The 19,238-nt window shown below is 73.5% G+C and carries 17 protein-coding genes and 1 tRNA gene; 4 read left to right on the top strand and 14 right to left on the bottom strand.

The genetic code is table 11. From position 1 onward, the window contains the following. Position 1: 1 nt before the first annotated feature. The 8 genes from ACIP37_RS03685 to ACIP37_RS03650 all read right to left on the bottom strand — a co-directional run bounded on the left by ACIP37_RS03685 (position 2) and on the right by ACIP37_RS03650 (position 9,552). Entirely contained in the window at positions 2–199 is a 198-nt protein-coding gene (locus ACIP37_RS03685; RefSeq protein ID WP_363581367.1) for a DUF6126 family protein, read from the bottom strand. 32 nt (positions 200–231) lie between these two features. Continuing rightward, the gene (locus ACIP37_RS03680; protein WP_363581369.1) at positions 232–864 is read right to left on the bottom strand and encodes an XRE family transcriptional regulator; all 633 of its coding nucleotides are present in this window, start codon (positions 862–864) and stop codon (positions 232–234) included. An 83-nt stretch (positions 865–947) separates the two neighbouring features. Beyond that, positions 948–2,681 carry a pyruvate dehydrogenase gene (locus ACIP37_RS03675; protein ID WP_363581371.1) on the bottom strand — a complete coding sequence of 578 codons (1,734 nt, stop codon included), beginning with the start codon at positions 2,679–2,681 and terminating at the stop codon, positions 948–950. A 110-nt stretch (positions 2,682–2,791) separates the two neighbouring features. Then, positions 2,792–5,197: a glycosyl hydrolase family 65 protein gene (locus ACIP37_RS03670; RefSeq protein WP_363628074.1), complete on the bottom strand. Its 2,406-nt coding sequence runs from the start codon at positions 5,195–5,197 to the stop codon at positions 2,792–2,794. Between the two features lie 22 nt (positions 5,198–5,219). Beyond that, a complete protein-coding gene (locus tag ACIP37_RS03665; RefSeq protein WP_363628073.1) occupies positions 5,220–5,966 on the bottom strand; it encodes a beta-phosphoglucomutase family hydrolase in 747 nt (248 codons plus the stop codon). A gap of 151 nt (positions 5,967–6,117) precedes the next feature. Beyond that, a complete protein-coding gene (locus tag ACIP37_RS03660; protein WP_363581377.1) occupies positions 6,118–6,918 on the bottom strand; it encodes a VOC family protein in 801 nt (266 codons plus the stop codon). A gap of 237 nt (positions 6,919–7,155) precedes the next feature. Further along, positions 7,156–7,605, bottom strand: a complete 450-nt coding sequence (locus ACIP37_RS03655; protein WP_363581379.1) for an SRPBCC domain-containing protein — start codon at positions 7,603–7,605, stop codon at positions 7,156–7,158. Positions 7,606–7,803: 198 nt separating this feature from the next. Beyond that, positions 7,804–9,552, bottom strand: a complete 1,749-nt coding sequence (locus tag ACIP37_RS03650; protein ID WP_363628072.1) for an LCP family protein — start codon at positions 9,550–9,552, stop codon at positions 7,804–7,806. A gap of 465 nt (positions 9,553–10,017) precedes the next feature. Here ACIP37_RS03650 and ACIP37_RS03645 point away from each other — a divergent pair, with 465 nt between their 5' ends. Next, positions 10,018–11,100 carry a fatty acid desaturase family protein gene (locus tag ACIP37_RS03645; RefSeq protein ID WP_400804504.1) on the top strand — a complete coding sequence of 361 codons (1,083 nt, stop codon included), beginning with the start codon at positions 10,018–10,020 and terminating at the stop codon, positions 11,098–11,100. A 129-nt stretch (positions 11,101–11,229) separates the two neighbouring features. Here the strand turns inward: ACIP37_RS03645 and ACIP37_RS03640 are convergent. Then, positions 11,230–11,302: transfer RNA gene (locus ACIP37_RS03640), tRNA-Lys, on the bottom strand. A 37-nt stretch (positions 11,303–11,339) separates the two neighbouring features. After that, positions 11,340–12,101: a DNA polymerase beta superfamily protein gene (locus tag ACIP37_RS03635; RefSeq protein WP_400804502.1), complete on the bottom strand. Its 762-nt coding sequence runs from the start codon at positions 12,099–12,101 to the stop codon at positions 11,340–11,342. 163 nt (positions 12,102–12,264) lie between these two features. Here ACIP37_RS03635 and ACIP37_RS03630 point away from each other — a divergent pair, with 163 nt between their 5' ends. Further along, a complete protein-coding gene (locus ACIP37_RS03630; RefSeq protein ID WP_400804499.1) occupies positions 12,265–13,029 on the top strand; it encodes an SDR family oxidoreductase in 765 nt (254 codons plus the stop codon). Positions 13,030–13,084: 55 nt separating this feature from the next. Further along, positions 13,085–13,780: a tyrosine-protein phosphatase gene (locus ACIP37_RS03625; RefSeq protein WP_400804497.1), complete on the top strand. Its 696-nt coding sequence runs from the start codon at positions 13,085–13,087 to the stop codon at positions 13,778–13,780. A gap of 17 nt (positions 13,781–13,797) precedes the next feature. Here the strand turns inward: ACIP37_RS03625 and ACIP37_RS03620 are convergent, their stop codons facing one another. Then, positions 13,798–14,322, bottom strand: a complete 525-nt coding sequence (locus ACIP37_RS03620) for an RICIN domain-containing protein (RefSeq protein WP_400804588.1) — start codon at positions 14,320–14,322, stop codon at positions 13,798–13,800. A gap of 125 nt (positions 14,323–14,447) precedes the next feature. Between ACIP37_RS03620 and ACIP37_RS03615 the strand changes: the two genes are divergently transcribed. After that, entirely contained in the window at positions 14,448–14,783 is a 336-nt protein-coding gene (locus ACIP37_RS03615; RefSeq protein WP_063348325.1) for a hypothetical protein, read from the top strand. 79 nt (positions 14,784–14,862) lie between these two features. Here ACIP37_RS03615 and ACIP37_RS03610 read toward each other — a convergent pair whose 3' ends face one another. From ACIP37_RS03610 to ACIP37_RS03600, 3 genes are all read right to left on the bottom strand, one after another. Next, positions 14,863–15,729, bottom strand: coding sequence for a TIGR02452 family protein (locus ACIP37_RS03610; protein WP_400804494.1), 867 nt, complete (start codon positions 15,727–15,729; stop codon positions 14,863–14,865). A 203-nt stretch (positions 15,730–15,932) separates the two neighbouring features. Next, entirely contained in the window at positions 15,933–18,275 is a 2,343-nt protein-coding gene (locus tag ACIP37_RS03605; RefSeq protein WP_400804492.1) for a DEAD/DEAH box helicase, read from the bottom strand. A gap of 196 nt (positions 18,276–18,471) precedes the next feature. Beyond that, positions 18,472–18,903, bottom strand: a complete 432-nt coding sequence (locus tag ACIP37_RS03600; protein ID WP_400804490.1) for a hypothetical protein — start codon at positions 18,901–18,903, stop codon at positions 18,472–18,474. Positions 18,904–19,238: the final 335 nt, after the last annotated feature.

Below are 19,238 nucleotides of genomic sequence, written 5' to 3'. Positions count from 1 at the left end.
ACTACTTGTTGCGGTTGCCCAGTTCGAACAGCAGCATGATGAAGCCGGCGAAGGCGTGGATGCCGGCGGTGTAGATCACCAGGCGGATCCCGACCCGGCGGTTGGCCGAGATGCCGGCGTCGACGGTCAGCGGGGCGGGGGTCGGAGCGGCCGGGGCGGTGGCCGCGGCGGCCTTCTCGGGGCTGGTGGGATCGGCCATGAGGGATCTCCTCCAAGGGTTCTGACGTTGGGTCAGTGGGTTGCCGCGGGGCCGCCGAGGCAGAGTTCGCCGCCGGGGCTCTGCAGCAGGGTGTGGACGAAGAGCAGTTCGACGCCGTCCGGTGCGTCGGCGGCGATGCAGTGCGGGGTGAGCGAGTCGAAGTGGGCGGAGTCGCCGACGTCGAGGCGGTGGACGCGGTCGCCGAGGGTCAGCTTGAGCCGGCCCTGCAGGACGTACAGCCACTCCTCGCCGGGGTGGACCCGGACCACCGTGTCCTGCACGCCCGGGGGCACGTGGACGCGCAGCGCCTGCATCGCCCGGCCGGGGGCGCCGGCCCGGCGGTAGCCCCAGCCCCCGGCGCGGCCGGGTTCGATGGCGCCGCCGCGCACGACCGGGTCGGGTTCGGCCATGGTCTCGCCGAGCAGGCCGGAGACGGAGGTGCCGTAGGCGCGGGCGAGGCCGAGCAGGACGGGGAGGGAGGGCTGGCGGCGGCCGGTCTCCAGCCGGGACAGATAGGCTGGGGAGAGCCCGACCCGGGCGGAGGCCACTTCGAGGGTCAGGCGGCTGCTGAGCCGGTGTTCCCGGAGGCGGGCGGCGAGGCCGGCCACTTCCTGGTCGTCGAGCCGGTCTCCCGGGGCGGCGTCCCCGGTCGGGCTGGTGGTCATGTGACCAGTGGACACCCGCCGTGCCGCTCGGGCAAGATTTTTGCCTCAGAGGCAAGAGGCCCGGATCGGATCCCCGTTCTCGGCTAGGGCCGCGGGATGTTGCGCAGGTTGCTGCGGGCCAGGTCGATCATGCGTCCGACCCCGCCGGAGAGCACCGTCCGCCCGGCCGCCAGCGCGAAGCCCTTCAGCTGGGCGGCCGTGATGTACGGCGGGATGGACAGCGCGTTGGGGTCGGTGACCACGTCCACCAGGGCGGGGCCGGGCCGTTCCAGCGCCTCCGCCAGCACCTCCCGGACCCTCGCCGGCTCGGTGACCCGCTTGGCCGGGATGCCCGTCGCCCGCGCGATCCCCGCGTAGTCGACGTCCCCGTTGTCGATCTCGTACTCCGGGTAGCCCGAGACCAGCATCTCCAGCTTGATCATGCCGAGCGCCCCGTTGTTGAAGACGACGGTCTTCACCGGCAGCCGGTGCTTGGCCACCGTCAGCAGTTCGCCGAGCAGCATGCCGATCCCGCCGTCGCCGGCCATCGCGATCACCTGGCGCCCGGGGCAGGCCAGTTGGGCGCCGATGGCGTGCGGCAGGGCGTTGGCCATCGAGCCGTGCAGGAAGGAGCCGATCACCCGGCGGCGGCCGTTCGGCTGGAGGTAGCGGGCGGCCCAGACGTTGTTCATGCCGGTGTCCACAGTGAACACCGCGTCGTCGGCGGCCACCTCGTCGAGCACCGAGGCGACGTACTCGGGGTGGATCGGCAGGTGCTTCTCGATGTCCCGGGTGTAGGCGCCGACCACGTCCTCCAGCGAGCGGCAGTGCTTGCGCAGCATCTCGTCGAGGAAGGCGCGGTCGCGCTTGGCGTCCAACAGCGGCAGGACGGCCCGCAGGGTGGCGGCGACATCGCCGTGGACGGCCAGTTCGAGCGCGGTGCGGCGGCCCAGCCGGGTGGCGTCGTGGTCGACCTGGACGGTGTGCGCCTGCGGCAGGAAGGAGTCGTACGGGAAGTCGGTGCCGAGCAGCAGCACCAGGTCGGCGGAGTGCAGCGCCTCGTGGCAGGCGCCGTAGCCGAGCAGGCCGCTCATGCCGACGTCGTACGGATTGTCGTACTGGATCCACTCCTTGCCGCGCAGGGAGTGCCCGACCGGCGCGTTCAGGGCCCGGGCCGCCTCCATCACCTCGCCGTGCGCCCCGCGCACCCCCGCGCCGCAGAACAGGGCGACCTTGCGGGCCGCGTTGAGCAGCCGGGCCAGCTCCTGCACCTGGGACCACGGCGGCGCGGCGACGGCCTGCTCGGTGAGGAAGTGGCTGGTCCCGGTGGGTCCGGCGGCGGGGAGCGCGGCGACGTCCCCGGGGAAGGCCAGCACCGAGACGCCGTGCGAGCCGAGCGCGTGCTGGATGGCGATCCGCATCAGCCGGGGCAGCTGCGCGGGGGTGGAGAGCATCTCGCACCAGGTGCTGCAGTCGGTGAACACCCGCTCGGGGTGGGTCTCCTGGAAGAAGCCGGTGCCGATCTGCCCGGACGGGATGTGCGAGGCGAGCGCCAGCACCGGCAGGCCGCTGCGCTGGGCGTCGTACAGGCCCTGGACGAGGTGGGTGTTGCCGGGCCCGCAGGAGCCTGCGCAGACCGCGAGCCGACCGCTGAGCTCGGCCTCGGCGGCCGCCGCGAAGGCGCCCGCCTCCTCGTTGCGCACGTGCACCCAGCTGATGCCGTCGGTCCGCCGGATCGCGTCCACGACCGGGTTGAGGCTGTCTCCGACCACGCCGTAGACCCGCTCGACCCCGGCCTGCCGGAGCACCTCCACCATCTGTTCGGCCACGCTCGCCACGGGTGCTCTCCAATCACCGGCCGCCGGCTGCCGCAGGACACCTGCACCCTCCGACGGCCGGGCCCGCCCCGCACCCGGAGCGGGCCCGAACAGGTGACCGGTCGGCGCGGCTACTCCGCCGCCAAGTGGTCCTGCTGCCCGAGCTTGCCGCTGACCAGGCCCGCCTGCGCCTGCCGCCGGGCGGGCTCGCGGCCGGGCGGCTGGCCGCACCGCTCCTGGGCCGGCGGCGCGGTGGTCGGCAGGGTGACCGGCTCCCCGGCCTTCACCTGCACCGGCTCGCCGTCGTGCCACAGGTGCAGCACCTCGCCGCGGCGCAGCGCGTACGTCGTCCCCTCGTGGGTGATCTGGACGCCCAGCAACTGCCCGCGGACCATCAGCGAGAACCCGAGCCTCATCAGCCCGCCCGGCAGCCGGGGCCGGAAGGACAGCGACTCGCTGTGGTCGCGCAGCCCCCCGAAGCCCGCCACCAAGGCGATGCAGGCACCCGCGAGCGAGGCCATGTGCAGGCCGTCGCGGGTGTTGCCGCCGAGGTCGTGCAGGTCCATCAGCGCCGCCTCGGCCGTGTAGTCGTACGCGAGGTCGAGCTGGCCGACCTCGGCGGCGATCACCGCCTGGGTGCACGCGGAGAGCGAGGAGTCGCGGACGGTGAGCCGCTCGTAGTAGGCGAAGTTGCGGACCTTCTGCTCGTCGGTGAACGCGTCGCCGCGGACCTGCATGGCGAGCACCAGGTCGGCCTGCTTGACCACCTGCTTGCGGTACAGGTCGAAGTACGGGTAGTGCAGCAGCAGCGGGTACTTCTCGGGCGGGGTGTGCTCGAAGTCCCAGACCTGGTGGTGGGTGAAGCCGTCGGCCTGCGGGTGCACGCCGAGGTCCTCGTCGTACGGGATGTACATCGCGGCCGCGGCGTCCCGCCAGGCGGCGGTCTCCTCGGTGTCGACGCCGAGTTCGGCGGCCTCGTGCGGGTGGCGGGCGGCGGCCTCGGCGGCGGCGCGCAGGTTCGTCTGCGCCATCAGGTTGGTGAACACGTTGTTGTCGGCGACGGCGCTGTACTCGTCCGGGCCGGTGACGCCTTCGATGCGGAACTTCCCCGAGACGTCGTGGTGGCCGAGCGAGCGCCACATCCGGGCGGTCTCCACCAGCAGTTCGAGCCCGTACGCGCGCTCGAACTCGGCGTCCCCGGTGGCCCGGACGTAGCGGGCGACGGCGGCGGCGATGTCGGCGCCGATGTGGAAGGCGGCGGTACCGGCCGGCCAGTACCCGGAGCACTCCTCGCCGCGGATGGTCCGCCAGGGGAACACCGCTCCGGCCAGGCCGAGTTGGGCGGCCCGTTCGCGGGCCAGCGGCAGCGTGGTGTGCCGCCAGCGCAGGGCCTGGTTGACGGCCCCGGGCAGGCAGTAGGTGAGCACCGGGAGGACGAAGGTCTCGGTGTCCCAGAAGCTGTGCCCGTCGTAGCCGGGGCCAGTCAACCCCTTGGCGGGGATGGCCCGTTCCTCGCTGCGGGCGCCGGCCTGGAGGACGTGGAAGACGGCGAACCGGACGGCCTGCTGGAGTTCGACGTCGCCTTCGATCTCGACGTCACTGGTCTCCCAGAACTCCTTGAGGTAGGCGGCCTGTTCGGCGGCCAGACCGTCCCAGCCGGTGTACCGGGCGGCGGTCAGCGCGGCCTCCACCTGGTCCCGGACGGCGGGCTGCGAGCGCGTCCCCGACCAGCCGTAGGCCATCAACTTGACCAGCCGCAGCCGCTGTCCGGGCCGGAGCACGGTGGTGACGCTGATCCGGCAGTGGTCGGCCTCGGCCTCGGCGACGGTTTCGAGCTCCTCCGGGCCCTCGATCACGTGGTCCATCCCGGCGGCGACCCGGATCGCGCTGTAGCGGGTGCGGTGCACCAGGACGGCCTTGGTGTCGCTCGCGTGGTGCACCTCGGGCTGCAGCGGCGCCTCCAGGACGGCGGAGGCCCGAGGATCGCCCTCGGGGCCGCCGGGCAGCTGCTCGTTGGCGACCAGCTCGGACTGGAGCACGATCCGCACCGGTCCGTCCACCGCCTCGACGCTGTAGTCGACCGCGGCGATCGCGCGCTGGGTGAGCGAGACCAGCCGGGAGGAGCGCACCCGGATGGTCCGGCCGGCCGGGGAGGTCCACTCGGCCTCGCGGTGCAGTATCCCCTCCCGGAAGTCCAACCAGCGCTTGTGGCGGACGAGTTCGCCGTAGCGCAGGTCGAAGGGCTCGTCGTCGACCAGCAGCCGGATGATCTTGCCGTTGGTCACGTTGATGACGCTCTGGCTGGACTCCGGGTAGCCGTAGCCGCCCTCGCCGTACGGCAGCGGGCGGAGCTCGAAGACACCGTTCAGGTAGGTGCCGGGGAGGCCGTGCGGCTCGCCCTCGTCCAGGTTGGCGCGCAGGCCGATGTGGCCGTTGGAGAGCGCGAACAGCGACTCGGCGCGGGCCATCGCGGTCAGGTCCAGGCCCTGCTCGGCGATCAGCCAGGGGTCGACGGAGAAGTTGTCCAAGCCACTCATGCGACTGCCTCACTCCGCTCACTCATGCCCGCTCCTCCAGCAGTTCGGCGAGGTCGTCGACGACCACGGTCGCGCCGTCCCGGCGCAGTTCGGCGGCCTGCCCGGTGCGGTTGACCCCGACCACGGCCCCGAAGCCGCCCGCACGGCCGGAGGCCACCCCGGCGAGCGCGTCCTCGAAGACGGCGGCGTGCGCGGGCTCGACGCCCAGCGTGCGGGCGGCGTACAGGTAGGTGTCGGGGGCGGGTTTGCCGGGCAGGCCCTCGCGCTGGGCGACGACGCCGTCCACGATCACGTCGAACAGCCCCTCGATGCCCGCCGCCCGCAGCACGTCCCGGCAGTTGGCGCTGGAGGACACCACGGCGCTGGGCAGCCCGAGCGCGCGCAACCGGTGCACGTACGCGACCGAGCCGTCGTACGGCTGGACGCCCTGCTCGCGGATCAACCGCAGGACGGTGTCGTTCTTGGCCCGGCTGATCCCGTGCACGGTACGGGTGTTGGGCGGATCGGCGTCGGTGCCCTCGGGCAGGTCGACGCCCCGGCTGCGCAGGAACGCCCGGGTGCCGTCCAGTCTCGGACGGCCGTCCACGTAGGTGTCGTAGTCGGTGACGGCGCCGAAGGGGACGAACTGCCCGCCGGTGCGGGCGGCTTCGGCGCGCAGGAAGGAGTCGAAGGTGTCCTTCCAGGCCGCGGCGTGCACCTTGGCGGTCTGGGTGAGGACCCCGTCGAGGTCGAAGAGGAAAGCGCGGATGTCGTCCGGTAGCCCCAGCATGGGTGCAGTCTTACCCGGGAACGCGGGGAAGCCGCCCATTTCCCGGCGGCGCGTCGCGGGAAGGGCGGCTTCCGGTTGCCCGGGTGCTCGTGGGTGGCCAGGTGGGCTCGTGGGTGCCCGGCGCTGTCACGGCGAGGGGTGCCCGGCGCTGTTACGGCGAGTCGGGCATCTGCGCCTCGGCGGCCTCCGCCACCGCGAACACCGCGCCCTGCGGGTCCTGGACGACCGCCATCCGGCCGGACTGCATGTCGAACGGCGGCTGGATCACCGAGCCGCCCGCCTTGACCAGGGCGTCCACGGTGGAGTCGGTGTCGTCCACCGAGAAGTAGGCCATCCAGTGCGAGGGCGTGCCCGCCCCCAGGTACCCGGGGATCGGCTGCATGCCGCCCACCGTACGGTCGCCGGCGTTGAGCGAGAAGTACCCCTCCATGCCCTGGATGGTCGCCGGGCGCAGCCCGAGCGCCGGGAGGTAGAAGCGGCCGGCCGCTTCGGTGTCGGCGGTGTTGAGCTCGTTCCAGACCAGTGCGCCGGGCTCGTTGACCACGCCCGCGCCGATGAAGTCCATCGCCTGCCAGACGCCGAACACCGCGCCGGTCGGGTCGGCGGCGACCAGCATCCGGCCGATCACGCCGACGTCCATCGCCGGGTAGAGGATCGTGCCGCCGTGCTCGGCGATGGCAGCCCCGCTCACGTCGGCGTCGTCCGAGGCCAGGTAGGTGGTCCAGGCGACGGGCGGCAGCGGCTGGCCCTCGGGCGCGGACCGCGCCATGATCCCGGCGACCGGTCGGTCGTTGAGCATGCACACGGCGTAGCCGCCGAACTCGGCCGGGCCGACCTCGCCCTGCCAGCCGAACAGGTCGCGGTAGAAGTCGAGCGCGGCCTGCTGGTCGCTCGCCATCAGGTCGATCCAGCACGGGGTGCCGGGCTTGTACGGAGCGGTGACTACGGGCATTGCTGGGCCTCCCGAAGGCAGTGGTCGTCGGGGCGGGCGGGTCCCGGCCGCCCGGTGCCGGGCTGCCGGTGCCGGCCGTCGGCGCGAACGGCGGGTACACCGCCCACCATCGGCCCGGCGCCGCGATCCCGCCACCGGACGGCGCCCTGGCGGGCGATCGGACGGGCCCGGGGCCCGTTCAGCCGCCGGCGGGCCGTTCACGCGGCGTCGTGGCGCTCATGCCGTCGCGGGGGCCGTTCACGCGGCGTCGTGCCGCTGGGCCGTGACGAAGTACGGCTGCACCTTGCCGCTCTGCACGTAGTCCTTGAGCCGGACCAGCAGTTCGGCCCAGGTGCCGGCGACCAGCGGGACGCCGTCCTCGCTGCCCGGCTGCCAGCCGCCGTGCCGGAACAGCAACCGGGTGCGGCCGGGCTCGTCGGGCTGGTCGGCGAGGTCCCAGCTGATCCAGGTGCCGGCCCAGTGCGGCGGGAAGGCCCCGGCGTTGGCCCACACCACCCGGTCCAGGTCGGCCCGCTCGCGGCGCAGCCGGAACGGCTCGGGGACGCCGGGGAAGTCGAACAGCAGGACGTCGCCCTCCCGGTCCACGCCGGTGGTCCACCAGCTGGTCAGCCCGCCGTGCGTGTTGAGCGCGGCGAGGACGACGGCCCGGGGTGCGGCGATGTCGAACTGGAGGGCGATCTCGGGCATGGGGTCCGCCTTTCGGTGCGCGCCCCCCTCGTCCGTGGGCCGGGTCCGGTGTGCCCGGGTCCGGTGCGTCGGGCCCCCGTCCCTCAGGTCGCCCGTGCCGGGCGCCCCCCGGTTTCTCCGGCCACCATGGCACGACCCCCGGGCCCGCGCGCCCTGGACGGCGCCGGCCCGGGGGTCGCCCCCACGGCTCGGGTGCGGTCAGCCGCCGCTGCCGTAGGAGGTGTTCGCGCAGATGTCGTCGTCCGCCGAGCGGGCGTCGTTGGTGACGGTGGTGGGCAGCGGCGCCGGGGGCGCCGGGGTGCCGTTCGCGGCCGCGCCGCCCGTCCCGGTGGCCGGGCCGGTGGGCCCGCCGCCGTTGGCCGCGGAGAAGTCCTTGCCGACGATCAGGGTCACGCCCGCCGAGTTGCCGGCCTCGACGCTGGCGCCCGGGAACAGCGCGGCGACCTTGTCGGCGTTCGCCTTCTGCCCGGAGCCGTACTCGATCATGGTGGTCTTGTACTTGGTGCTCGCCGCCTGGCCCGCCGTGGTGGCGGCGAACTTGGCGGCCTTCAGCTGCGCGGTCGCCTTGCCGGCCAGGCCGTTCTCGGTCGTCCCGTTGTAGACCGCCACCTTGATCGACGAGTTGCCGGCGTCCGCGACCGGCGCGGCGGGCGCGCTGGGCGCGGCCGACTGCGGCGCGGCCGGTGCGCTCGGGCTGGCGGCGGCGTCCGGCTGCTGGCCGGTGGCGTTCTGCCCGTCGATGGTCTGGTCGGCCTTGAGGGTCTCCCAGAGCTTGTTGGCGTCCGGCTGGACCAGGTCGAGGTCCTTGTCCTGGGTGCGGTAACGCCAGGGCGCCGTCACGAACTTGAGGTCGTGCATGTCGATGTTCTTGAGCGACAGCCCGAAGGAGAGCAGCTTGTCCGCGGAGGCCAGCCCCGGGTCGACCACCAGCGACTTGGTCGCGGCGTCGGCCAGCGGCAGCAGGTTGGTGGGGCTCAGCCCGTCCTTCTTGACCTTGCTCGCGAGCGAGCTGAGGAAGGCCTGCTGGCGCTTCATCCGGCCGATGTCGGAGCCGTCGCCGATGCCGTGCCGCAGCCGCACGTAGTCCAGCGCCTGCTGGCCCTGCACGGTCTGCTTGCCCTGCGGCAGGACGAGGTCGCCCTTCCTGTGCAGGTTGGGGTTGACGTCGCCCTCGTAGATGGCCTTCGGCAGGCAGACGTCGACGCCGTTCACGGCCTTGGTCATCGCGGAGAAGCCGTTGAAGTCGACCACGATGGTGTGGTCGACCCGGATCCCGGTGAGCTTCTCCACCGTGTTCTGGGCGCAGGCCGGGTTGCCGCCGTCGCTGCCGCCGACCGAGAAGGCCGCGTTGAACAGGTCGCTGGACGACCCCTTGGTCCACTTGCCGTTGGGCAGTTTGCAGGGCGGGATCGGGACCTTCGCGTTGCGCGGGATCGAGATGCCCACGGCGTGCTTGTGGTCGGCGTAGACGTGCAGCAGGATCGTGGTGTCCGAGCGGGCGCCGCCGTCCGCGCTACCGCCGCCGAGGTCGGAGTTGTTGCTGCCGCGGCTGTCCGAGCCGATCAGCAGCACGTTGACCGGCTTGTTGCCGTCCGCGTCGGCCTGCGCCTCCGGCGGGCGGTCGGTTGCTATCGCGTCGCCGTCGAAGGACTTGATGTTGGCGTTCAGCTTGAAGTAGATCGCCCCGCCGGCGCCCGCGATCAGCACCAGCACGCCGGCCGCCGACCAGGCGACGATCTTCTTCACGTTCTTCTTGGGCTTGCGGCTGTTGCGCGCCGCCGCCCGGCCGCCGCCGGCCGCCGCCTCCGGCCTGCCGCCGTCCTTGCCCGCGCCCCGACCGCCGTCCTTGCCCGCGTCCTTGCCGCCGTCCTTGCCACCGCGGCCACCGCCCTTGCCCTGGGCGGCGCGCCGGGCCTCCGCCCGGCCCCCGGTACGCGGCGGAGGCACGGACCCATCGCTCCCCGTCGTGAGCGCGCCGGGTGCGTTCTCGCCCCGAGCCGGGCCCTCGCCCCACTGACCTGACATGCGCGTACCTTTCACCGACGGAAGCGACGCCCCGGACGATCTGGCGCACCGCACACAGGGAGACGGTCGGGACCGTTCCCAGGTTGCACATACGAACATCGGTACAAACCGATGAACGTGGCTTCCGATCATATTTAGGCCCGACGCGATCACCGACCTCCGGTCCACCACCAACCCCGGCCACCACGGCGCAAGCTCGCCACAGAACGCCCGAAACCAGCCGATTACGACGTGACCTACGCCACCTCTCCCCGCCCCTGCGGCACCATCAGGCACCACGCGCCGCACGTCCGCGGCCACCCAGGACGGTCCGGGGGTTTTCCTCACCCCGCCCCAGGGGGATGCCCCCGTTTCTCAAGGCCCGTTCGCTAGACCAGACTCAGCACCATGACCACCGACACCGCGGGGACGCCGACCGCGAAAACCCGGCCGCAGCCGCCCGCCGGACCACCGGACACCGCCCCGCCCGGAACCGGCGGGAGCGACTTCGCCCAACTGAGCCGCCGGATCACCGCCGAGGGCCTGCTCGACCGACGCCCGGTCTACTACACCGTCCGCGCGGGCCTCGTCCTCGCCGCGTTCCTCGGCGGCTGGTGGGCCATGTTCGCCCTCGGCGACACCTGGCTCCAGCTCGGACTGGCCGCCGCCATGTCCATCATCTTCGCCCAACTGGGATTAATGGCACATGACCTGGCGCACCGTCAGGTGTTCACCGGGCGCCGCGCCGGCGAGATCGGCGGCCGCATCGTCGCCAACCTCCTGATGGGCATGAGCTACGGCTGGTGGATGAACAAGCACACCCGCCACCACGCCAACCCCAACCACGAGGAGCGGGACCCGGACGTCTCCCCCGACCTCGTCGTCTGGTCCCAGGACCAGGCCAGGAGGGCCAGCGGAATCGCCCGCTTCATCGGCCGCCGCCAGGCGTTCCTCTTCTTCCCGCTGCTCCTGCTCGAAGGCCTCAACCTCAGCTACAACAGCTTCCGCGCGCTGCGCAGCCCGATCATGAAGCGCCCCTACCTGGAGGGCTTCCTGCTGGTCGCCCACTTCGCCGCCTACCTCGGGCTGGTCTTCGCCGCCCTCCCGGTCGGCAAGGCCTTCGCCTTCCTCGCCGTCCACCAGGCCCTGCTCGGCGTCTACTTGGGCTGCGTCTTCGCCCCCAACCACAAGGGCATGCTGATGGTGACGCCCGGCATGCGGCTCGACTTCCTCCGCCGCCAGGTCCTCACCTCCCGCAACGTCCGCGGCGGCTACTTCATCGACGCCCTGATGGGCGGCCTCAACTACCAGGTCGAGCACCACCTCTTCCCCAGCATGCCCACCCCGGCCCTGCGCCGCGCCGCCGTCCTCACCCGCGACTTCTGCGCCGAGAAGGAGATCACCTACTACGAGACCGGCCTCTTCCGCTCGTACCGCGAGATCCTCACCCACCTCCACCAGACCGGCGCCCCGATCCGCGCCGCGGCCTGATCCGCCCCACGACCCACACCGCACCGCGGCACCCCGGCTACTCGACCAGCCGGGGTGCCGCAGTGCGTTCACCGGCGGCGGACATGCAAAAGGCCAGGTCAGAGGGTGTCTGACCTGGCCTCAGTTCGGTGGGCCACCAGGGGCTCGAACCCTGAACCTACGGATTAAAAGTCCGCAGCTCTGCCAATTGAGCTAGTGGCCCGCGGCCCTCGTCCCGGTTGGGGAGGGCCACCGTGATCCTACCCGGTGGGGCGCAGGGCTCCGCCAGTGGATTGCGCGGGCGCGCCGGGGGCGGGGGGCGGAGCGTAGTGGGCGGCACGGACGCGGCGGAGCCAGGATTCGGCGGGGCGCGGGTCGGGGGCGGCGGGGAGGACGCCGGGGCGGGCGAGGCGGTCGGCGGCGTCGGCGAGCAGGGATTCGGCGACGGCGGGGCGGTCGGCGATGCGTTCGCCGAGGTCGCGGACGTGTCCGGGGTCGGTGAGGCGGACCAGGTTGTGGCCGGTCTTGTGCAGCCGGACGGCCTGTTCGACCAGCCGGACCAGATGCCGGGCGTGCTTGGCGGCCCGGCGGCGGGTGGCCGGGTCGGTCGTGTCGCGGGTCAGCAGTTTGCGGAACTGCTGCTCTGCGTAACCGAGATAGGCCTTCCGGACGCCCGATTCACTGAGGAAGCTCGAGCGGATCTCGACCAGTTCGGCACCGAGCGGAGTGCGGATCTCGTACAGGTCGTCCGGCAGCCAGACGAGCTCGGAGGCGGTCGGATTGCAGGACAGCGCCAGGCGGCACCACTTGGCGGCCTCGTGCAGGGTGACGTCGGGCCCGGTGGTGACGTGCGACTCGGCCGGGCGGTGCAGGCCGTGCAGTTCCTCGGTGGGGGCGGCGTACAGGCCGAGCCGGTCGACGTCGGAGCCGGCGTGGGCGAAGCCGTACGCGGTGGAGCCGACCACCCCGGCGAGCAGGACGGTGCCGGGGACGGCAGGTGCGGGTGCGGGTGCGTCGGACATCGCCGGTCTCCTCTCTCGACTCTCTCGACGCCTCACGACCTGGCAGTCGGCAGGGCTGCGGTGGCGGCGCCGCTACCGCATCCTCGCCGGTCCGGGCCGCGCCGGGCGAACGATTTCCGCTCCGGGGCCCGCCCCGGCCGGTCCGCCGGGTAGCGTACCGAGCATGTCGACCACCACCTCCGACGACGGCGTCCTGATCGTCACCGGCGCCGGCCGCGGCATCGGCGCCGCCACCGCCCTGCTCGCCGCCCGGCGCGGCTACCGGGTCTGCGTCAACTACCGCACGGACGAGGCCTCGGCCACCGCCGTGGTGGACGCCGTCCGGGCCGAGGGCGGCACCGCGCTCGCCGTCCGGGCCGACGTCACCCGCACCGCCGAGGTGGAGCGGCTGTTCACCACCGTGGACGCCGAACTCGGGCTGCTCACCGGCCTGGTGAACAACGCCGGCACGCTGGAGAAGCAGTGCCGGCTGGAGGACATCGACGAGGACCGGCTGAACCGGATCTGGGCCGCCAACATCACCGGCCCGTTCCTGTGCGCGGCCCAGGCCGTGCACCGGATGTCCACCCGGCACGGCGGCCGCGGCGGTGCCATCGTCAACGTGTCCTCGGCCGCCTCGCGGCTCGGCTCGCCCAACGAGTACGTCGACTACGCGGCCGCCAAGGGCGCCGTCGACTCGATGACCCGCGGCCTCGCCCTGGAGGTCGCCGCCGAGGGGATCCGGGTCAACGCCGTCCGCCCCGGCCTGATCCACACCGACATCCACGCCCTCGGCGGCGAGCCCGGCCGGGTCGACCGGGTCGCCCCCGGGCTGCCGATGCGGCGCGGCGGACGGGCGGAGGAGGTCGCCGAGGCGATCCTCTTCCTGCTCTCCCCCGCCGCCTCGTACACCACCAACGCCTTCCTGGACGTCTCCGGCGGGCGCTGAAAGGTTCCCTCCGGTTTCCTTCCGCCGGCCCGCCCCCCGCCCGTACCGTGGGGCCATGACCGATGCCTTCATCGACATCCCCGGTGTGCGCAACTTCCGTGACGCGGGCGGGATCGGCGCCCTGCGGCGGGGCGTGCTCTACCGCTCCGGCTCCTTCCACACCCTCACCGAAGAGGGCGCCCGGCGCCTCAAGGCCCTCGGCCTGCGCACCGTCCTCGACCTGCGCAGTCCGGTCGAGCTGGAGGTCTGGCCCGACCTGCGGCACGGCCTCGACCACGAGGCCCTCAACCTCCCGACCCTGCCCGCCAACCGTGAGGACATCGACCAGCCCTGGCCCGAGGACCAGGCGGCGCTCTACCCCTTCATGGCCCGGACCGCCGGCCCGTCCCTCGCCGCCGTCGTCCGCCGCCTCGCCGCCCCCGGCGCGCTGCCCGCCCTCGTGCACTGCGCCGTCGGCAAGGACCGCACCGGCCTGACCATCGCCGTCCTGCAGTCCCTGCTCGGCGCCTCGGAGGCCGACGTCACCGCCGACTTCCTGCTCTCCAACGTCGGCCTCGGCCTCGACCGGGGTCCCACCCCCTACGTCGACGAGACCGGCACCGAACGCGTCTCCCGCCCCGTCACCGCCGAACTCCTCGCCTCCGCCCTGGGCTGGATCCACACCCAGTACTCCTCCGTCCCCGCCTACCTCCGCGCCCACGGCGTCACCGACGAGGAACTGACCGCCCTGCGCGCCAACCTGTCGGCCTGACCGGCCCGGGGACGCACCTACTCCTGGCGTTCGAAGCGCCACCACTGGGCGGGCGAGTCGGTGTCCTCCCACTGGTGGACGGTGGGGTCGGGGGGTGCGGCGGCGGTGAGGGGCTTGCCGCTGATGAAGCTGGTGATGGTGTAGGTGCCGGGGGCGTCCACGTGGGCTTCGAGGAGCCATTCCTGGGCGCCGAAGGCGTTGGCGGACCACTGCTGGATGGGGACGCCGTCGTCGGTGGAGGCGCCGGTGACGTCGAGGCGCTTGCCGCTGGCGGCGTTCTCCAGGTGGCAGAGGGCGCCGCCCGGGTGGACGGCGGTGAGCTGCCAGAGCTGGGCGTCGGAACCGTCGTCCGCGCCCTGGCGGACGCGGGCGCCGCTGCGCCGGCTGCCGTCGGCGACTTCGAGCAGCAGGCCGCTGTCGACGTTGCGGATCCGGTAGCGGCCGTCGGTGATCGCGGTGTCAGTCACGCTCGCAGTCTGCCACCGGGGGCTGACAGGCCTCGGAGTCGAGGACGGCGGGGAGGACGGCGGAGCGGACGGCAGGGAAGACGGCAGGGAGGACGGCGGCCTGCTGGAGGCCGGAGGCCCGGACCGGCGCGCGGGGCGGGCGGGCTATGGTCGGAAGCCGGAACAGGAAGTCAGGACAACCTCTACGAGTGGAGTCGACGATGGCGAAGGTCCCCAACGTGCTCTCGGCCGCCGCGCCCGCCGCGCTGACCGCGGCGAGCGGCCTGGTGGGCGGTTACGGCGTCGCCCGCTGGAGCGGCCGGCGCGAACTGGGCGGCGCCGTGCTGGCGGTGGCCGGTGCCGGGGCGGCCGCGCAGTGGCACCGCAGCTCGGGCGCGGCCACCGCGGCGGCGCTGACCGGTCTGTACGTGGCGGCGTTCGGCGGTTCGCATCCGCTGGCGAAGAAGATCGGCGCCTGGCCGTCGGTCTTCGCCGTCACCGGTGTGGTCGCGGCGGCCTCTACGGCCGCGACGGCGCTGGCCGCCCGCAAGCGGTAGCAGCACCCGGCGCGAGCCGCGCGCCGGCCCGCTCACCGGCCTCGGCAGCGACACTCGGCAGCGACACCCGGCGGCGGCCTCAGCGCACCGCCGCGCCGGGCTGCGCCGCCCCGCCGAACCGCGCCTCGAACGCGGCCCGGTTCGCCGAGACCGGTGAGCGGTCCCAGACCGCGAACACCACCCGTTCGAAGGCCGCCCCGTACCGGGAGAGCGCGCCCTCGAAGGCCTCGGCGACCTGGGCCGGGTCGTTGCGGAACACCCCGCAGCCCCAGGCCCCGAGCACCAGCGTGCGGACCTCGTGCCGGGCCGCCGCCGCGAGCACCCGGACGGCCCGCTCGGCGAGCACGCCCCGGACGTCCACGTCGGCCGAACGCCGTTCCAGCTGGCCCGCGTTGGGCGCGGGCGAGGTCAGGAAGGTGACCGGGTACGGCCGCGCCAGCAGGTCCCCGCCCCGGCCGCGAATCACCGGAACGTCGGGCGAGACGATCACCCGGTGGCTGTACCGGAGGTCGGTGGAGGCGCGGTGCGCCTCGTAGTAGTCCGGCGCCTCCAGCAGGCAGGTGTAGAGCAGCGCGCTGCGGCACAGGTCCTCCTCCTGGGCGCGGGCGCCGCGCAGGTAGCCGCCGCCGGGGTTGCGCGCGGAGGCGAAGTTGAGCACCCCGACCGGGCCCGCCCCGCCCTCGACCAGGCGCCGGGCGGCCTCGATGCTGCCTTCGGCCGTCACCTCCACCGCCCCGACGGGCCCACCGGGCCCACCCGGCCCGGGCCCCGGGCCCCCGCCCCTCAGCAGCGCGTCCAGCGCCGGCGGCGCGTACGACACCGTGCCGGCCCTGGCAGCCGCCAACTGCTCCCCCACCGTGACGAGTTCGCCACCGGCCGCCCGGTAGCTCCCCCGCTCGGCGATCTCCTCGTTCACCCGGGCCACGTCGTGCAGTCTGCTGCTCATGTCCGGGACGCTACGGGACTTCCGCCGGGCCGCGCCACAGGTTATTCTCAGCCGCAGAACAACGCCTCGGGGGCGCGAGGGGTACCGGGGGAGGTACCGGGGGCATCGGGGGAACGCGACGGGCCCGCTCCAGTGCATGGAGCGGGCCCGTCGTGTGTGTTCAGGTGTTCAGCTACCGGTGGTCAACCACCGGCCGTACGGCGTCAGTTCTTCCAGCGCGGCTTGCGGTCGTCGCGGTTGAAGCCACCGGAACGGTCGCGGTCGAAGCCACCCGAGCGGGCGCCGCCACGGTCGTCACGGTCACGGCCGAAGCCACCACCGGAGGCCTGCGGACGGCCGCCGGAGCGGTGGTCGTCACGACGCGCGAACGGACGGTTGTTGCTGCCGGCGCGCTCGTCGCGGTCCCGGCCGAAGGACGGGCGGTCACCGAAGGTGCGGGCCGGGCGGTCGCCGAAGGAACGGCCGCCGCGGTCGTCGCGGTCACGGTTGAAGCCACCGGAACGGTCGCGGTCGAAGCCACCACCGGTGCGGGCCGGACGGTCACCGAAGGAACGGCCACCACGGTCGTCACGGTCACGGTTGAAACCGCCCGAGCGGGCGCCGCGGTCGTCGCGGTCACCGAAGGAACGGCCACCACGGTCGTCACGGTCACGGTTGAAGCCACCGGAACGGGCGCCGCGGTCGTCGCGGTCACCGAAGGAACGGCCACCACGGTCGTCACGGTCACGGTTGAAGCCACCGGAACGGCCACCACGGTCATCGCGGTTGAAGCCACCGGAACGGGCGCCGCGGTCGTCACGGTCACCGAAGGAACGGCCACCACGGTCGTCACGGTCACGGTTGAAGCCACCGGAACGGCCACCACGGTCATCGCGGTCACGGTCACGGCCGAAGGCCGGACGCTCGGTGCGCGCCTCGCGGTACGACGGCGTGCGCTCCTCGGCCTGCGGCGCGGCGGCCGGAGCCGGCGCCTCGGTGGCCGGGGTCTCCGCAGCGGCCTCGTCGCCCGCCTCGGCGGCCGGGGCCTCGTCCTCGATGCCCAGCTCGGCCCGCTCGCGGGCGGCCCGCGCGGCCAGGCGGTCGGCCTCCTCGCGCAGCTCGGTGGTGCGGCGCTGCGCGCGCTCCAGCTGGCGGGTCATGTCGGCAAGCTCGCGCTCGGCGGCACCGGCGATGCCGGCCGCGCTCTCGGCCTGGACCTCGATCAGCGAACGGGCGCCGGTGATCTTGGCGACCTCGGCGTCGAAGGCGTGGTCGAGGATGTGGCGCGAGGCGTCGACGCCCGCGTCCTCCATCAGGCGGAAGACGCCGCGGCGCTGGTGCGGCAGCACCAGGGTGACGACGGCGCCGGAGCGCCCGGCCCGGGCGGTGCGGCCGGAGCGGTGCAGGTAGTCCTTGTGGTCGCCGGCCGGGTCCACGTTGAGGACCAGGTCGATGCCGTCGACGTGGATGCCGCGGGCGGCGACGTCGGTGGCGACGACGACGTTGACGTAGCCGTCCTTGAAGTCGCCGAGGACGCGGGTACGGGCGCCCTGGGTCATCCCGCCGTGCAGCGCGTCGGCCTTCACGCCGGCCTCGATGAGCTGCTCGGCGACGCGGTCGGCGCCCATCTGGGTGCGGACGAAGATGATCGTGCGGCCCTTGCGGGCGGCGATCGCGTTGGTGATCGGCGCCTTGTCCTTGGGCTTCACCACGAGGATGTGGTGGGTCATGGTGGTGACCGCGCCGGCCGACGGGTCGACCTCGTGGGTGACCGGGTTCTTCAGGTAGCGCTTGACCAGAGTGTCGATCTCGTTCTCCAGGGTGGCGGAGAACAGCAGGCGCTGGCCACCGGCCGGCACCTGGTCGAGGATCTCGGTGACCTCGGGCAGGAAGCCCATGTCGGCCATCTGGTCGGCCTCGTCGAGCACGACGGTCCGGACGTCGGCCAGCTTGGCGCTGCCGCGGTTCAGCAGGTCGCGCAGACGGCCGGGGGTGGCGACCAGGACGTCGACGCCGCGCTCCAGCGCGTAGATCTGGTTCGACATCGAGGTGCCGCCGCAGACGACCTTGAGCTTGAGGCCGAGCACCGAGCCGAACGGCTCCAGGGCGTCGGCCACCTGCATGGCCAGCTCGCGGGTCGGGACGAGGATCAGGCCGCGCGGGTGCTTGGGCTTGGTGCGCTCGCCGTCGGCGAGGCGGGTCAGCAGCGGCAGGCCGAAGCTGAGGGTCTTGCCGGAGCCGGTGCGGCCACGGCCCAGCACGTCCTTGCCGGCCAGGGCGTCCGGGATGGTCGCGGCCTGGATCGGGAACGGGGTGGTGACACCGCGCTTGGCGAGGGCGCGCACGACGTCGTCGTGCAGGCCCAGGTCGCCGAAGGTGATGGTGGGCTCGGCGGCCTCGACGGCCTCCTCGGCCTCGACGGCGTCGGCGTTCAGCTCGACGTCGGCGTCGGCGTCGGTGGGCTCGACGGCCTCGACGGCGTCGGTGAGGGTGTCGGCGGTGTCGGTGACATCGGCGGCGGCCTCGCTCGCGGGCATGGCGAAGCGGGCGTCGTCAACGAGAGACATGTAAAACCTTCCGGAAGTGGCACGCGCCAAAGTCCGGGGGTTCTGTTTCACAACCGCCTCTATGCGGTCAGCCACGGATCGCCGGAACGCGCCAAGGGCGCCAGATGGGAATAGGGCGCCAGTCAAATGAATCAAACGAACGATCTACCACCATAGACGAACCTCGGGATCAGAGGCAAATGCCCTGGCCAGACCGCTAATGCCCACCCGCATGCGGGCTCGGGGCCGAGGAACCGGAGTTGCCGGCCGAGGGCTCCGTGGTCGGTGGGACGGTCGCGGCGGGTGAGCTGTGCTCGGGCTCGGGGGACGTCGAGGGGTGGCTGCTCGGCGTGGCCGACGGCGTGCCCGCCGTGCCGCCGGAGCGGCCCTCACCGGTGCCGCCCGCCCCGCCCGCGCCCCCGGTGCCCGCCGCACCACCGGTACCGGCCGACGCACCGCCGCCCGGCCGGGGCGCGGGGCTGGCACTCACGCCCCCCGCCGAACCGTTCGCGCCGGTGCCGGCCGGCGCGGCGTCCACGGCGGGCGCCCCCGGCACCGGGACCACGCCGGCGGCCGCGCCGTTCGCGCCGGGTGCCACCTCGCCCGCCGCCGCAGCCGTCACCCCGGCCGGCGCGTTCTCGCTCTGCAAGCCCCCCGAACGCTCCGGGCGCCCGGACGCACTCCCCGGATGCGCGCCGCTCGGCGAGGCCGACGGCCCGCTCGTCACCCCCGGCTTGCCCGCCGGACCGGCCTGCCCGACCGGCGCCACCCCGTGCTTCACCTCCGCCTCAGGACCGACCGACATGCACCCCGTCAACCCCAGCCCGGCCACCGCCAGCACCGAAGCCGTACGCACCACCGCCCGAACCGCCCGCACCGAAGCCACCGAGCTCCCTCTCCACCGCCCCACCCGGGCCGCCCACTGCTCGCGCGGCCGCTTTTCGGTGCCCAACGCGCGCCCGCCCCGACGGGACACGGGCAGCG

The organism is Kitasatospora sp. NPDC088861 (genome assembly GCF_044750105.1).
Lineage (GTDB): Bacteria > Actinomycetota > Actinomycetes > Streptomycetales > Streptomycetaceae > Kitasatospora.
Note: the sequence above shows the minus strand (reverse complement) of the source record. Positions and strands in the feature narration are given on the sequence as shown.